The sequence below is a fragment of the Sphingosinicella sp. BN140058 genome (assembly GCF_004135585.1).
GTDB lineage: Bacteria > Pseudomonadota > Alphaproteobacteria > Sphingomonadales > Sphingomonadaceae > Allosphingosinicella.
The window spans coordinates 1,815,631-1,828,670 of record NZ_CP035501.1; the positions used below are offsets into that span (position 1 = coordinate 1,815,631).

At 67.7% G+C, this 13,040-nt stretch carries 17 protein-coding genes; 10 read left to right on the forward strand and 7 right to left on the reverse strand.

Features of this window, described 5'->3' with window-relative positions; genetic code table 11:
* Positions 1-99: 99 nt before the first annotated feature.
* The 3 genes from ETR14_RS08220 to phoB all read left to right on the forward strand — a co-directional run bounded on the left by ETR14_RS08220 (position 100) and on the right by phoB (position 1,923).
* Positions 100-387 (forward strand): SEL1-like repeat protein, encoded by a 288-nt coding sequence (locus tag ETR14_RS08220; protein ID WP_371416763.1) that lies wholly within the window; start codon positions 100-102, stop codon positions 385-387.
* 135 nt (positions 388-522) lie between these two features.
* Entirely contained in the window at positions 523-1,230 is a 708-nt protein-coding gene (gene phoU / locus ETR14_RS08225; protein WP_129384164.1) for a phosphate signaling complex protein PhoU, read from the forward strand.
* On the forward strand, positions 1,231-1,923 hold the full coding sequence (gene phoB, locus ETR14_RS08230) for a phosphate regulon transcriptional regulator PhoB (protein WP_129384165.1): 693 nt from the start codon (positions 1,231-1,233) through the stop codon (positions 1,921-1,923).
* Positions 1,924-2,101: 178 nt separating this feature from the next.
* Here the strand turns inward: phoB and ETR14_RS08235 are convergent, their stop codons facing one another.
* Positions 2,102-3,556 (reverse strand): CYTH and CHAD domain-containing protein, encoded by a 1,455-nt coding sequence (locus tag ETR14_RS08235; RefSeq protein WP_129384166.1) that lies wholly within the window; start codon positions 3,554-3,556, stop codon positions 2,102-2,104.
* Between the two features lie 296 nt (positions 3,557-3,852).
* Between ETR14_RS08235 and ETR14_RS08240 the strand changes: the two genes are divergently transcribed.
* Positions 3,853-4,482, forward strand: a complete 630-nt coding sequence (locus tag ETR14_RS08240) for a DUF4893 domain-containing protein (RefSeq protein WP_165356372.1) — start codon at positions 3,853-3,855, stop codon at positions 4,480-4,482.
* Between the two features lie 70 nt (positions 4,483-4,552).
* Entirely contained in the window at positions 4,553-5,077 is a 525-nt protein-coding gene (locus ETR14_RS08245; protein WP_129384168.1) for a phosphoribosyltransferase, read from the forward strand.
* Positions 5,078-5,245: 168 nt separating this feature from the next.
* On the opposite strand, the gene ETR14_RS08250 is transcribed toward ETR14_RS08245, so the two are convergent.
* Both ETR14_RS08250 and ETR14_RS28285 read right to left on the reverse strand, forming a co-directional pair.
* A complete protein-coding gene (locus ETR14_RS08250) occupies positions 5,246-5,629 on the reverse strand; it encodes a thioesterase family protein (RefSeq protein WP_129384169.1) in 384 nt (127 codons plus the stop codon).
* A gap of 82 nt (positions 5,630-5,711) precedes the next feature.
* On the reverse strand, positions 5,712-5,858 hold the full coding sequence (locus tag ETR14_RS28285) for a hypothetical protein (RefSeq protein ID WP_165356373.1): 147 nt from the start codon (positions 5,856-5,858) through the stop codon (positions 5,712-5,714).
* A 158-nt stretch (positions 5,859-6,016) separates the two neighbouring features.
* Here ETR14_RS28285 and ETR14_RS08255 point away from each other — a divergent pair, with 158 nt between their 5' ends.
* From ETR14_RS08255 to ETR14_RS08270, 4 genes are read left to right on the forward strand one after another with little or no spacing between them, the layout of a single operon-like run.
* The gene (locus ETR14_RS08255) at positions 6,017-6,700 is read left to right on the forward strand and encodes an HAD family phosphatase (protein WP_129384170.1); all 684 of its coding nucleotides are present in this window, start codon (positions 6,017-6,019) and stop codon (positions 6,698-6,700) included.
* A gap of 41 nt (positions 6,701-6,741) precedes the next feature.
* Entirely contained in the window at positions 6,742-7,866 is a 1,125-nt protein-coding gene (locus ETR14_RS08260) for an 8-amino-7-oxononanoate synthase (protein ID WP_129384171.1), read from the forward strand.
* Positions 7,863-8,474 (forward strand): dethiobiotin synthase, encoded by a 612-nt coding sequence (bioD, locus tag ETR14_RS08265; protein ID WP_129384172.1) that lies wholly within the window; start codon positions 7,863-7,865, stop codon positions 8,472-8,474. Before ETR14_RS08260 ends, bioD begins: the two co-directional genes overlap by 4 nt.
* Positions 8,471-9,721: an adenosylmethionine--8-amino-7-oxononanoate transaminase gene (locus ETR14_RS08270; protein ID WP_129384173.1), complete on the forward strand. Its 1,251-nt coding sequence runs from the start codon at positions 8,471-8,473 to the stop codon at positions 9,719-9,721. The genes bioD and ETR14_RS08270 overlap by 4 nt, the downstream gene beginning before the upstream one ends.
* Before the next feature lie 32 nt (positions 9,722-9,753).
* Here the strand turns inward: ETR14_RS08270 and ETR14_RS08275 are convergent, their stop codons facing one another.
* Positions 9,754-10,512, reverse strand: coding sequence for a molybdopterin-binding protein (locus ETR14_RS08275; protein ID WP_129384174.1), 759 nt, complete (start codon positions 10,510-10,512; stop codon positions 9,754-9,756).
* Between the two features lie 102 nt (positions 10,513-10,614).
* On the opposite strand from ETR14_RS08275, the gene map reads away from it, so the two are divergent.
* Positions 10,615-11,442, forward strand: a complete 828-nt coding sequence (gene map, locus ETR14_RS08280; RefSeq protein ID WP_129384175.1) for a type I methionyl aminopeptidase — start codon at positions 10,615-10,617, stop codon at positions 11,440-11,442.
* A 7-nt stretch (positions 11,443-11,449) separates the two neighbouring features.
* Here map and ETR14_RS08285 read toward each other — a convergent pair whose 3' ends face one another.
* Genes ETR14_RS08285 through ETR14_RS08295 form a run of 3 tightly spaced genes read right to left on the reverse strand, consistent with a single transcriptional unit; the run spans position 11,450 to position 13,033 of the window.
* Positions 11,450-11,665 carry a 4-oxalocrotonate tautomerase family protein gene (locus ETR14_RS08285; protein WP_243455821.1) on the reverse strand — a complete coding sequence of 72 codons (216 nt, stop codon included), beginning with the start codon at positions 11,663-11,665 and terminating at the stop codon, positions 11,450-11,452.
* A gap of 21 nt (positions 11,666-11,686) precedes the next feature.
* Complete coding sequence (locus ETR14_RS08290) at positions 11,687-12,130, reverse strand: DoxX family protein (protein WP_129384176.1); 444 nt, start codon at positions 12,128-12,130, stop codon at positions 11,687-11,689.
* A 3-nt stretch (positions 12,131-12,133) separates the two neighbouring features.
* On the reverse strand, positions 12,134-13,033 hold the full coding sequence (locus ETR14_RS08295; RefSeq protein ID WP_129384177.1) for an SDR family NAD(P)-dependent oxidoreductase: 900 nt from the start codon (positions 13,031-13,033) through the stop codon (positions 12,134-12,136).
* Positions 13,034-13,040 lie beyond the last annotated feature (7 nt).

A 13,040-nucleotide genomic window follows, 5' to 3' on the forward strand; every position in this document is an offset into this window, starting at 1 on the left:
TGCTTGCTCGATCTCCCTCCGCAGAAACCCGTAAGGACTTGCGCGTAATTGCGAATCTCCCCCCTCGATCGGCTAAAACAAGCCATCGAACAGAGGGGAATGACCATGGCGATCAGCCAGAAGACTGCCGATTTCTTTGCCGCCACGCAGATCCTGGAGAACAACCAGGCCGATCCGGAATCGCTGTTCCAGCTCGGAACGCTGTTTTCGACCGGCGCGCAGGGGATCGAGATCGATCTGATCGAAGCGCACAAATGGTTCAACCTCGCCGCGCTCAAGGGCAGCAGCGAAGCGCATCTCTGCCGCTCCGAAGTCGCCGGCGACATGAGCCGCGCCGAAATTGCAGAAGCACAGCGTCAGGCCCGCGCCTGGCTCGCCAACGCCTGATCCTCCGTTTCGGAGGCTTTTGACGCCTTTCTTTCAAGTAAAACCGCTGCTCTGATCGTTGCGTCGACACGATCCGTCACAGGATTGTCACCATATTCCCGCACTTTGCCGGCTCCACCCATACCGGAGTAGGGCATGGCGAGCAGCGGAGCGCATACGCTCAAGGCGTTCGACGAAGATCTCGAAGATCTTCGTGCGCAGGTCGCTGCCCTCGGCGGATGGGCGGAAGCGGCTACCCGCGAGGCGATGGAGGCGCTGCTGCGCCTCGATCCTGCGCTCGCTGCTCAATCGCTGCAGCGCACCGAAGCCATGCATCAGCTTGCCGCCGCCGTGGACCGCCGCGGCCTGTGCATCATCGCCCTGCGCGCGCCGATGGCCGATGATCTTCGCGAAGTACTCGCCGCGATGAAGATTGCGGGCCTGATCGAACGCGTCGGCGATCAGGCGCGGAGCATCGCCGCCGCCATCCCCGCGATCGATCCGGCCCGGCCGCTCTCCTGCCCGCGCGCGCTCGGCAATCTCGCGCGCACCGCGACCGATGCGCTGCGCACCGCCTTGAATGCCTTCGTGGCGCGCGACCCCGACGCGGCCGACAGCCTGTCCGACGCAAGCCTTGCGGCCGAGACGCTGTACGCCACCCTGCTGCAAAGCTGTCTGGACGAGATGCGCTGCGATCCGCGCGCGATCGCCAGCGCAATCAACCTGCTCTTCGTCGCCCGCAGCCTTGCCCGGATCGCCGACCAGGCGGCCGACCTCGCCGGCGCAGTCCGCTTCAGCGTCACCGGCGAAGACCAGATTTCCCCCGTATCCCGCCCCCATGCGGATCTGATGGAGCGACTCTGAATGCCACGCAAGCAGCTGTTATTGTTGGAAGACGACCCTGCGATGGCGCAGCTGCTGCGCTGGCATTTCGAGCGCGAGGAATTCGACGTCACCCAGACCCCAAGCGGCGAGGAAGGGCTGATGCTTGCCGCCGAGGACAATCCGGACATCGTCCTCCTGGACTGGATGCTCGAGGAATTGTCCGGGATCGAGGTGTGCCGCCGGCTCCGCCGCAACGCCGAAACCGCCAATCTGCCGATCATCATGCTGACCGCGCGCGGCGAGGAAGCGGACCGAGTGCGCGGACTGGAAACGGGCGCCGACGATTACGTCACCAAGCCGTTCAGCCCGCTCGAGCTGATCGCGCGGGTGAATGCGGTGCTGCGGCGGGTCCGGCCGGCGCTCGCCGGCGCGACCCTGCGCTATGCCGACCTCGAGCTCGACACCGCCAACCACAAGGTCCGCCGCGCCGGCGGATCGATCGTGATGGGGCCGACCGAGTTCAAGATCCTGCGCCACTTCCTGGAGCATCCCGGCCGCGTCTTCTCGCGCGAGCGCCTGCTCGACGCCGTCTGGGGCAGCGACGCCGAGATCGAGATCCGCACCGTCGACGTCCACATTCGCCGCTTGCGACAGGCGCTCAATTCGCGCGGCGGAAAAGAACTCATCCGCACCGTCCGCGCGGCCGGCTACGCGCTCGACGCCGAGGATTGACGACACGCTTCGGGCTGCAATCCTCCGTTCGGGCTGAGCTTGTCGAAGCCCTTCAGTTCTTAGACTAGAAGGAGAAGGAAAGGGCTTCGACGAGCTCAGCCCGAACGGCGGGAGGACGACGCAGCCTGGTGGAGGGCGTTCCGCGACCCTCACGACTCCCCGTTCCGCGGAGGAAGGATCAACGCCAGTACGGCCCTGCTTCCCGCAGGCCGTCCGCGGCACGCTGGGCGGCGATCAGCAAGGCCTCCGCTTCGTGCGCCGCCGGTGCCGCGGGCGCGACGGTGCGGGCGGTTTCGAGGTCGTTGAGCTTGCCGAGATCTTCCTGAAGCGCCTCGAGCAGCCGGTTGAAATGCGTCCAGCGCTTGGCGCTGCCGAGTGCCAGCTCGGCGAAGAATTCGGAGCCGTAGCGCAGCTTCTTGACCTGGATGCGCAGCTGGTGGCGCGCGTCCGGATCGATCGCGGCGATATCCTTGCCCTGCTTGCGGACCTTGCGCCACAGCCGGCCGAGCCGTTCCTCGGCAAAGGCCTCGATGCTGCGCTGCGCGCGCGGCGTCTCCCGCCACGCCCCCACCTCGGCAAAGGCGACCAGATCGAGGATCAGGCGCGGCAGATCCTCGCCGGTGAGGGTCGCGACCAGCATGTCGTAGGCAGCGCCTCGCGCCGTCTTCAGCCGCTGGCGTTCCGCAGTGGCGGCTTTGCCGGCGCCGGTGGTGCCGCGGAGGCCGGCGAGGGTGACATCGAGATCGCGGGCCTCGCCGAGCAGGGCGGAGAGCGCGCCGAAGCCGACGCGCAGCCGATCGAATTCGTCGCTTGCCGCGACCGGCCTGAACAAGGTGAAGGCCGAGCGCAAGCGGCGGATCGCGACCCGCAACTGGTGAACCGCCTCCGCATCGCGGTCGGCGATCGCCGCCAGTTCGTTGCGCCGGAAGTGACGAAGGCAGGACTGGACGATCAGGGCGAAGGCATCGGCGATCGTGGTTCCCGGCGGGACCTCGACATTCTCCGCCTTGCGGCTCTGGCGAGGCCGCTTGGCGCCAAGGCGCTGGCCGCGCTCCGATTTGCTCAGCACGCCCATGCGCAGCGGGATGTCGCGGCCGATCTCGCGGGCGAAGGCGAAAAGTCCCGCGCGGCTGCCGCGCTTCAGCTCGAGCTCGATCTCGCACACCGGCTCGCTGCGATCGCCGACGACCACGGCACCGACGTCGAGGATCAGCTCGATCGTGCTGCCGTCGCGGCGCAGCAGCCAGGTCGTTCGATCGACCCGCGTTTCGGAAACGCTTTGCAGCCTGGCCCTAACCTTCTTGCGCGCGAGCAGCGGCGCCAGCGGCGTCGATCCCAGAGCTTCGAAATCGAGGGTCGGCCCGTCGATACCCTGCTCCCACTCGGCGCGGGCAGAAAACCCGCCCGCCTCGCCGCCCTTCGCCTTCACCGTCTGAACATGGCGGCGGCCCTTGCGCCGGATGCGCAGCGAATAGCCGGCCTTGCGGACGTGGCCTTCGGGCGTATCGAAATAGGTGGAGACCTGCGGCTGGGCAGCGTGCGACGGCGCCCCGAGCAGCGCCAGCGCCCGGAAACGCTCGACGTCGCCGGGGACGAGTTCCAGCTTGAGTTCGACTTCCTCTGTCTCCGTCATGCCGCGCGAGCCAAAGGCGCACCCCCGAAATTTTACAACAGCGCCTTCTCAGCACGCCATCATGACACTTGCATGACGATGCAAGCCCAATCTGGTTGCGCAACGAAGGTGCGGCGGCAGGAGCGCCTTCGCTGCGGACCTCGTCGGGCATCCGGCGCGTCATCGCCGAAATGGATTGGCTTGCGGTCCGGCGCGCCCTTGCGCCTGTGTGCCGATCGCCCCTATTTAGCGCCTCCCGTAGCGCGTTCGGAGGTGCCATGTACCGGCTCCTTGGGCTGATCCTTGTTGTGTGTTCCATGACGGCGCTTGGCGGATGCCAGACGTCGAAAAAGGAGGTAGCCAAGCCGCAGCCGGTCGTCACCGTCGAGGAAGAGCCGCCGGAGGTGGAAGCCTGGCGCGGGGTGGCAACGCCGGCCGATATCCAGAGCCTCGAAGCTTTGCCAGCTGCGTGGGAGGAAGCCCTCGGCGAAGTCCGCCGCCGCTATCGCCGCGCGTTGGCCGCGGAGGGCGATCTTCTCGTCCCGGACACCCGCCTCCCGCGGGCGGCGCCAGCGCCCGGTACCTATCGCTGCCGCGCCATCCGGCTCGGAACGCGGGCCGCGCGGATACCGCCCTGGAGCGTGTCCAAGAGCGGTTTCTGCTATGTCGGCGTGTCCGGGGATCAGCTGAGCTTCGCCAGCGAGATCGCGGGTACGCGCATCGGCGGCTATCTGTTCGACGTGAAGGAGGGGGACAATCTCGTCTTTCTCGGCGCGACCGTACCGGCGCGTACCAAGACGGCGCCGCCCTACGGCGCCAACGAAGCGCTGGACTGGGCGGGCCTGCTCGAGCGCACCGACGAATTCCACTACCGCCTCACCCTGCCGCGGCGCACCGGCGACAATCGCCTGATCGTGATCGAGCTGATCGCGGCTCCGGACGCCTGATCCGCGCCTGCATTGCAGGCGCGGACCGCGCGGTTTATGCGCAGGCGCTCGCGACGAGGCGGACCAGCGCATGACGGGTGACCCCGAGCTCTTCTACATCCCCTATCCCCGGTTTCTGGACGGCGTCGAAGCGCTCGCGCAGCGGCTCGACTCGGATCAATGGCAGCCGGATTTCCTGGTCGGCATCGGCCGCGGCGGCCTGGTGCCCGCGGCCTATCTGTCGCATCGCACGGGCATTGCGATGCTTTCGGTCGATCACAGTTCGGGCGAACCCGGCTTCGCCGACGAATTGCTGGTGAAGCTCGCGGCCAAGAGCAAGGACGGCCGGCGGATCCTGATCGTCGACGACATCAACGACAGCGGGACCACGATCGAGCATTTGCGGGCGAAGATCGCGGCGCATGGCGGCGCCGCCGACGAGGTCAAGGTGGCGGTGCTGATCAACAACGCCCGCTCGAAGGCGCATGCCGAATATGCCGCGGAGACGATCGATCGCGAGACCGACAAACGCTGGTTCGTTTTCCCCTGGGAAGCGGTCGCACCCCGGGAAACGTTGGCGGAGGAGGCGCAGGAGGTGCCGGAACGGCTGGCCTGAGCGTTCGCGTGAGCAACCCCCGCGTCACTCAAGCTCCCGTTCGGCCTGAGTTGTCGAAGGCCTCTTCCTTCTGCCAAGCGCGTCTTCGAAGGAGAGGGCTTCGACAAGCTCAGCCCGAACGGCTTCAAAAATCCATCGGGAAAATGGAGCTTCTCCTGTGGCGCACCTCTATTCCGGCAGGAAGCGCCGAACCACGTCCTTGGCCAGGCGCGCCGGGCGCTTGGTGGCGGCGTCGAGGCAGCACCAGCTGCTCTTCACCTCGGCGACGACGTCCTCGCCGCGCTTGATCACCGTGCTGAAAAAGGCGCGCGCACCTTGCACGCCCTCGGCGATCACGTCGGCAACGACGATGTCGTCGAGAAAGGCGGGCCGGCGGTAGGTGATCTCATGCTTGAGAGCGACCCAGAGATGGGCGGCGACGGCGTCGGCGGGGGCGACCTTCTCCCAATAGCCGACGACGGCCTCCTGCACCCAGCGCAGATAGACGGAGTTGTTGACGTGCCCCATATGGTCGATGTCGGCGGGCACGATGCCGATCGGGTGGCGGAACATGGTCTCCTCCTGAGGAGAAAATGCCTGCGACTCGCTTACATGAATGTCAACAGATTCGACAGGGGGTAGCGGATCGGCGTCGTCAGCCCCATTTCTGCTTGGTCACCCAGTGGGCCGTCATCGACGCCTTGATCAACGCCTTTTCGCGATATTGCCCATGCCAGACCGCCGCGTCGAACACGGCGAACGCGGCAAGGGCGATCAGAAAGGCTTTGAGCTGCACGTGCATTCTTCTCCCTCTCCGGTCCGCCGGGGATGACCGGCCGAGTCTCTCAGGAAGTGGTTAAAAAGATGTTGCGTTCACACATTTCTCGTCACCCTTTCAGCAGCTTGATGGCGCAAGGACGAACGGCCCGAACGCTTTCCGGCAAAGCGCGTTGAGCCGCGATGCCGATCCTCCCCGCCCCGCTCGAGGCCGTCATCTGCGACATGGACGGCCTGCTCCTCGACACCGAGGCCGCCCATCGCGAGACGATGAAGGCTGCCGCGGCCGATCTCGGCTATGATCTGCCGGAGCCCTTGTTCCTGAGCATGGTCGGAGTCCACCGGCCCAGGAACCGGATCATGCTTCGCGAGGCGTTCGGCGCCGAATTCCCGCTCGACCTCTTCTATGCGGATTCGGACGCACGCTTCGAGGCGATCCTCGCCCGGGGCGTGCCGCTGAGGCCGGGGCTTCACCGCCTGCTCGACACGCTCGACCGGCTCGGCCTGCGCCGGGCCGTCGTGACCTCGACCGCTTCGCCCTGGGCCGAGGAGCGGCTTGCCGCCGCCGGAATTCTCGACCGCTTTGAGACGGTGGTGACGCTCAGCGACGTCGCCCGGCCCAAGCCCGCGCCCGATCCGTACCTGAAAGCGATCGACCGCCTCGGCATCTCCGCGGGCCGGGCGGTCGCGCTCGAGGATTCGCATAGCGGCGTGCGCGCCGCCGCTGCGGCGCGACTCGCAACGATCATGATCCCGGACCTGCTCGGTCCGACCGCGGAGACCGCGCGGCTGACGATCGCGACATTGAGCTCGCTCGGCGACGTCGCCGACCTGCTGCTCGCCGAGGCGGTCCCGGTCGAATCCTGACGGCGCTCGCCCCGGCGCCGTAACGGCGTTAGGGGCGGCGTATGGCCGCCTTGCCCGAACTCGAAGATCATCTGAGCGCGCTCGCCCGGATCGACCGCCGGCGCACGCTGACGCCGCGGGCCGGCCGGGACTTCGCGTCGAATGACTATCTTGGCCTTGCCGGCGATCCGGTCTTGCGCGCGGCAGCGGCTGAAGCGCTCGCCCGCGGCGTGCCGATCGGATCCGGCGGATCCCGGCTCCTGCGCGGCAATCACGAAGAGCATGAAGCGCTGGAGACGGAAGCGGCGCGCTGGCTCGGCGCCGAGCGCGCCCTGTTCTTCTCGAGCGGTTATGCCGCCAATGCGGCCCTGCTGTCGACCTTGCCGCAGACCGGGGATCTGATCGTCCATGACGCGCTGATCCACGCCAGCGCGCATGAAGGATTACGGCTCGCCCGCGCCGCCGGTGCCGCGGCCGCCCACAACGATGCCGATGCCTTCGACGATACGATCCTCGCCTGGCGCCGCAGCGGCGGCACCGGCAGGCCGTGGCTGGTTGCCGAGAGCCTGTACAGCATGGACGGCGACCGCGCGCCGTTGGAGGCACTCGCCGCCGTCGCCGCTCGGCACGACGGCATCCTGATCATCGACGAAGCCCATGCGACGGGCGTCTTCGGCCAAGCCGGGCGCGGGCTTGGCGCGGCGCTGCAGGGACGGCCGGACGTCATCACCGTCCATACCTGCGGCAAGGCGCTCGGGGTCGAGGGGGCGCTGGTCTGCGGGCCCGCGGTGGTGCGCGACTTCCTGGTCAATCGCGGCCGCGCCTTCATCTTCTCGACGGCGCCGTCGCCGCTGATCGCCTCGATCCTGCGGGCTGCGATCGCCCTCGTCCGCGACGGCACCGAGCGCCGGGAGCGACTGCACCGCCTCGCCGCGCGAGCCGAGGCAGCCCTGGCCCCGCTCGGCGCCGTCGCGACCGGATCGCAGATCCTGCCGCTGATCCTGGGCGGCGATCAGGCGACGATGGCCGCGGCGGCCCGGCTGCAGGCGGCGGGCTTCGACGTTCGCGGCATCCGTCCGCCGACGGTTCCGGCGGGGACGGCGCGGCTGCGGCTGTCGATCACGCTCAACGTCGACGAAAGGGCGATCGACGCCCTCGCCGACACCCTGAGAGAGGCGCTGCGATGAGGCTGGTCGTCACCGGCACCGACACCGGCATCGGCAAGACTCTGTTCTCCGCCGCGCTCGCCGGCGCTTTGCGGGCAGCCTATTGGAAGCCGATCCAGGCCGGGCTGGAGGACGGCAGCGACAGCGACACGGTCGCCGCGCTGGCGCCGCGTGCGACAATCCTGCCGGAAGCCTACCGGCTCACCACCCCCTGCTCGCCGCATCGCGCCGCCGAGCTCGACGGCGTCGAGATCGATTTGGACCGGCTGGTTCCACCGGCGGCCGATCCGCTCGTCATCGAGGGTGCCGGCGGCGCGCTGGTGCCGGTGACCCGACACTGCCTCTACGCGGATCTGTTCGCTCGTTGGCAATATCCGGTGGTGATCGTCGCCCGCACCGCCCTCGGCACGATCAACCACACGCTGCTGACCATTGAGGCACTGCGGGCGCGCAATGTGCCGATCCTCGGCATCGCCTTCTCCGGCGATGCCGTGGAGGACAGCGAGGCGACGATCGCCGCGATCGGCGGCGTGAAGCGGCTTGGACGCCTGCCGCATCTGGACTCGCTTTCGCCCGAGCGGATCGCCGACGCGCTCGCCGACAGCTTCGATCTCGGAGATTTCCGATGAGCTCGCCGATCTGGCACCCGTTCACCCAACATGGCTTCGGCGAGCCGATCCCGCGCGTCAGCCATGCCGAAGGCGCGGCGCTCTACACCGAAGACGGACGGCGCATCGTCGACGCCATCTCCTCCTGGTGGGTGACGACCCACGGCCATTGCCATCCCCGGATCATGGCGGCGATCGCCGAGCAGGCGGGGCGGCTCGATCAGATCATCTTCGCGGGCTGGACCCACGAGCCGGCGGAGACGCTTGCGCGAGGACTGACCGAGATGATGCCGCCGGCGCTCGCCCACGTCTTCTTCTCCGACAGCGGGTCGACGAGCGTCGAAGTCGCGCTGAAGATGGCGCTCGGCTACTGGCGCAACCGGGGCGAACCGCGCCACCGCATCCTGGTGATGGCAGCGAGCTATCATGGCGACACGATCGGCGCGATGTCAGTCGGCGCGCGCGGGGTGTTCAACCAGGCTTATGCGCCGTTGCTGTTCGATGTCGGCACGATTCCGTTCCCGGCCGCAGACAACGCCCAGAGAACGTTCGACGCCCTTGAGGCGGCGTGCGGCGGCCCCGAGCGTCCGGCGGCGTTCATCGTCGAGCCCCTGATCCTCGGGGCCGGCGGCATGCTGATCTACGACCCCGCAACCCTGGCCGAAATGCACGCCATCTGCAGCCGCCACGACGTTCTGTTCATCGCCGACGAGGTGATGACCGGATGGGGCCGAACCGGTACCCTGCTCGCCTGCAGCCAGGCCGCCATCGTTCCGGACATCCTGTGTCTCTCCAAGGGTCTGACCGGCGGAGCGGTGCCCCTGGCGGTCACCTTGGCGACCCCGACGATCTACGCCGCCCATTTCTCGACCGACCGGGAGAAGCAATTCTTCCATTCGTCGAGCTACACCGCCAATCCGATCGCCTGCGCCGCGGCCAATGCCAATCTCGCCATCTGGCGCGAGGAGCCGGTGCGCGAACGGATCGACCGCCTCGGCGCGCGCCAGGCCGAGCGGCTGAGCCGCCTCTCAGGGATCGCCAATCCTCGCCGGCTCGGCACCATCGCCGCGTTCGAGATCGAGGATGTCGCGCCCGGCTATCTGTCCGCGCTGGGGCCGCAGCTGCTCGCGTTCTTCCGCGACCGGAACCTGCTGCTCCGTCCGCTCGGCAACACGGTCTACGTGATGCCGCCTTATTGTATCGACGAGGCGGATCTGGATGCGATCTATGCGGGAATTGCGGAAGCGCTCGAGGCGGTGCGAGCTTGACCCCCTAAGTCCGTTCGAGCTCAAAACTTGGCTCAGACGCCGCCTTTGACCACCTCGCGCCCGACTTCCGCCAGCCGCCGGATCAGCTCCGCCTCGCAGGCGTCGAGTTCTGCCTCGTCGACCGAGCGGATGACGAAATTGGCGCCGACCTTGCCGTCGCGGAAGAAGGGGTAGCTGCCGATCTGGCAGCCTTCGAACGCCTTTTCGACCTCGCGCAGGATGTCGGCGACCTCGCTTTCGGGAACCATGCCGCCGACGGTGCGGGAGATGAGCGGCTTGCCGCCTTCGAGCGTGCCCGAAAGCGCCTCCATCATCAGCACCGCAATGTGCGGCACGCCGGCCATGATGAAGATGTTGCCGACCCGGATTCCGGGCGCGCCGGAGAGCCTGTTTTCGATCAGGGCGGCGCCTTCCGGCACCCGCGCCATGCGCAACCGTGCGTCGGTGAGGCCGCCGCGAGTCTCGTAATAGGCTTCGAGCGTGGCGCGAGCGGCGGGGTGAACGACGACGGGCACGCCGAGGGCGTGGGCGATCGCATCGACGGTGATGTCGTCGTGAGTCGGGCCGATGCCGCCGGTGGTGAACAGATAATCGTAGCGGGTGCGGAGCGCGTTGACCGCGCCGGCAATCTCCTCGATCACGTCGGGCACCACCCGCACTTCGCGCAACCGGATCCCCTGCAGGTTCAGCCAGCCGCCGACCTGTGCGATATTCCTGTCCTGGGTGCGACCGGAGAGGATCTCGTCGCCGATCACCAGCAATGCCGCCGTGTAGATACGATCCGTGGCCAAATGCCCCTCCGCCTGCTTCGCGCGTCCGACGCTCCTGCGCGAAGAAAGGCGGCCCGGCAAGCCGGACTTTGTCGATCCGGCGACGGCGACTATATAGGGCCGATGACCCAGTATGAAGCCGTGGCCGGCACCGACATCACCACCCGCTCCGGCGCGATCCGCCTGCACGGCCCCGAGGGCTTCGAAGGCATGCGTCGCGCCGGCCGCGCCGCCGCCGAGGTGCTCGACACCCTGGTGCCCCACGTCGTGCCAGGAGTCACGACGCAGGAGATCGACGACATCGTCTATCGCGAGATGCGCGCCCGCGGCGGCGTGCCGGCGACGCTCGGCTATCGCGGCTTCACCGGCTCCTCCTGCCTCTCGATCAACCATGTCGTCTGCCACGGCATTCCGGGCGACCGGGTGCTGAAGGACGGCGATATCGTCAATATCGACGTTACCATCCTGCTGGACGGCTGGCACGGCGACACCAGCCGCATGTTCCTGGTCGGGGATGTCGGCGTCAAGGCACGGCGGCTGGTCGACGTCACCTACGAATGCCTGATGCTCGGCATCGAGCAGGCGAGGCCCGGCAATCATCTGGGCGACATCGGCCACGTCATCCAGACCCATGCCGAGAAGCAGCGTTACGGAGTCGTCCGGGATTTCTGCGGCCACGGACTCGGGCGCATCTTCCACGACGCGCCGGAAGTGATCCATGCCGGGCGGCCGGGCACCGGCCCGGAATTGAAGCCGGGCATGTTCTTCACGATCGAGCCGATGATCAACATCGGCAAGCCGGCGGTGAAGATCCTGGAGGACGGCTGGACCGCCGTCACCCGCGACCGCACCCTCTCCGCCCAATTCGAACATTCGATCGGGATCACCGAAGACGGCTGCGAGATCTTCACCAAGAGCCCGGCCGGCCTGGACAAGCCGCCTTACGCCTGAGCGGGGCTCAATCCCCGGCGCGGTACGCCTCCGGGATGACGAAGACCGCGTCCGCCCGGGCGTAGCCGCCGTCCTTGATTTCCTCGATCAGCACCATCGTGTGGGGCCGCGCGGCTTCCGAGAAATAGTCGACGAGCATCTGGGTGGTGCGGTGGACGAGCTCCTCCTTTTGCGCGCGGGTGAGCGCGGCCTCGGGAATCTTGAAGTTGGCGAAGGGCATCATGCTGTCCTTTTCAATCAGGGGTCAGGCGGCGCGGAAGAGCCGCCGGTCGAGCGAGAAGCGGCCGCCGCCACGCGTCGCGAGCGCAATCCCGATCAGGCCGAGAATGACCGGATATTCGATGCCGCGGTCGATCCAGGGGTAAGTCGGACCGAGCGCGACACAGATGCCGACCATCTGCAGGGCAAAGGCGAAAGCGAGCGGCCTGGTTGCCAATCCGGCTGCGAGGAGCGCTCCGCCGATCCCCTCCAGAATCGCCACCGCAGCCCCGATCTGCGCGGCGAAGGGCAGGCCCAGAGCGGTGTCGATCAGGCGCACCGAGCCGGCCATCGGATCGGCCATGGAGCCGTGCGGAAGACCGAGCAGCTTGGGAATGCCGTGGGTCACCAGAGTCACGCCATAGCCGATGCGCAGCGCGGCGTAGGCGAGCGGTTCGCCCGCCGCGATGACGGCCGGAAGCCCAGCCATCCCTCAGCCTTCCACATGCGGATGCAGCAAGTCGGCATGGCCGATCCGGTGCAGAAATTCCGAGCGCACCCGATCGATCACCGTGAAGCTCACCGCGGCGCCGTCGTCGGCCGGATCGACATGGACCCGCAGCGGGCGCTTGCCGTGCTCCGCGGCGACGATCTCGACCACCTTTTGTCCAACCGTGGCCGGATCCGCCCAGGCCGGTACCGTTGCGGCGAGCGCCGCCTTCATGTCGTCGGCGAAGCCGTCGGGCCACGCCGCCGCATAGGCATCGGCAACGGGTGCGTCGTCGGGCGTGCCGGCATGGGCGAAATGATTGGTGCCGGTGGTGAAGGCGCCGGGCACGACGATCGAGGTTTCGATGCCAAGCGGCGCCAGTTCCTTGGCATAACACACTGCCAGCGCGTCCATCGCCGCCTTGGCCGCGAAATAGGGGCCGAGCAGAGGCGGGACGCCCCCGGCGACGCTGCTACTGCTGATCCACACCTGCAGGCCACGGCCGGCGGCACGCATGTGCGGCAGCACGGCACGATTGACCCGCTGCGCGCCGAGCACGTTGATGTCGTAGATTTGGGCGAGCTGCTCGGGCGTGAACGCCTCGCTCGGCCCCCAGGTCATGTGTCCGGCATTGTGGACGATGACGTCGAGTCGCCCATGTTCGGCGACGATCGCGTCGATCGCCGCCGCCACCGAGCGCTCGTCCTGCACGTCCAGTTCGATCGTGCGCAGGTCGATCGCCATCTGCTGCGCGTAGCTGTCGCTGTCGGCGGCGGCTTCGGCGTTGCGCCCTGCGGCGTCGCGCATCGATGCGTAGGCGACATGGCCGGCATGGGCGAGATCGCGGGCGATCATCCGGCCGAAGCCGCTGGACGCGCCGGTTACGAGAATGATGTTTTGCATCGTCGAT

Coding starts and splice junctions, on each gene's coding strand:
- ETR14_RS08220 (WP_371416763.1), top strand. CDS start 100: ATGACCATGGCGATCAGCCAGAAGACTGCCGATTTCTTTGCCGCCACG.
- phoU (WP_129384164.1), top strand. CDS start 523: ATGGCGAGCAGCGGAGCGCATACGCTCAAGGCGTTCGACGAAGATCTC.
- phoB (WP_129384165.1), top strand. CDS start 1,231: ATGCCACGCAAGCAGCTGTTATTGTTGGAAGACGACCCTGCGATGGCG.
- ETR14_RS08235 (WP_129384166.1), bottom strand. CDS start 3,556: ATGACGGAGACAGAGGAAGTCGAACTCAAGCTGGAACTCGTCCCCGGC.
- ETR14_RS08240 (WP_165356372.1), top strand. CDS start 3,853: ATGACGGCGCTTGGCGGATGCCAGACGTCGAAAAAGGAGGTAGCCAAG.
- ETR14_RS08245 (WP_129384168.1), top strand. CDS start 4,553: ATGACGGGTGACCCCGAGCTCTTCTACATCCCCTATCCCCGGTTTCTG.
- ETR14_RS08250 (WP_129384169.1), bottom strand. CDS start 5,629: ATGTTCCGCCACCCGATCGGCATCGTGCCCGCCGACATCGACCATATG.
- ETR14_RS28285 (WP_165356373.1), bottom strand. CDS start 5,858: ATGCACGTGCAGCTCAAAGCCTTTCTGATCGCCCTTGCCGCGTTCGCC.
- ETR14_RS08255 (WP_129384170.1), top strand. CDS start 6,017: ATGCCGATCCTCCCCGCCCCGCTCGAGGCCGTCATCTGCGACATGGAC.
- ETR14_RS08260 (WP_129384171.1), top strand. CDS start 6,742: ATGGCCGCCTTGCCCGAACTCGAAGATCATCTGAGCGCGCTCGCCCGG.
- bioD (WP_129384172.1), top strand. CDS start 7,863: ATGAGGCTGGTCGTCACCGGCACCGACACCGGCATCGGCAAGACTCTG.
- ETR14_RS08270 (WP_129384173.1), top strand. CDS start 8,471: ATGAGCTCGCCGATCTGGCACCCGTTCACCCAACATGGCTTCGGCGAG.
- map (WP_129384175.1), top strand. CDS start 10,615: ATGACCCAGTATGAAGCCGTGGCCGGCACCGACATCACCACCCGCTCC.
- ETR14_RS08285 (WP_243455821.1), bottom strand. CDS start 11,665: ATGATGCCCTTCGCCAACTTCAAGATTCCCGAGGCCGCGCTCACCCGC.
- ETR14_RS08290 (WP_129384176.1), bottom strand. CDS start 12,130: ATGGCTGGGCTTCCGGCCGTCATCGCGGCGGGCGAACCGCTCGCCTAC.
- ETR14_RS08295 (WP_129384177.1), bottom strand. CDS start 13,033: ATGCAAAACATCATTCTCGTAACCGGCGCGTCCAGCGGCTTCGGCCGG.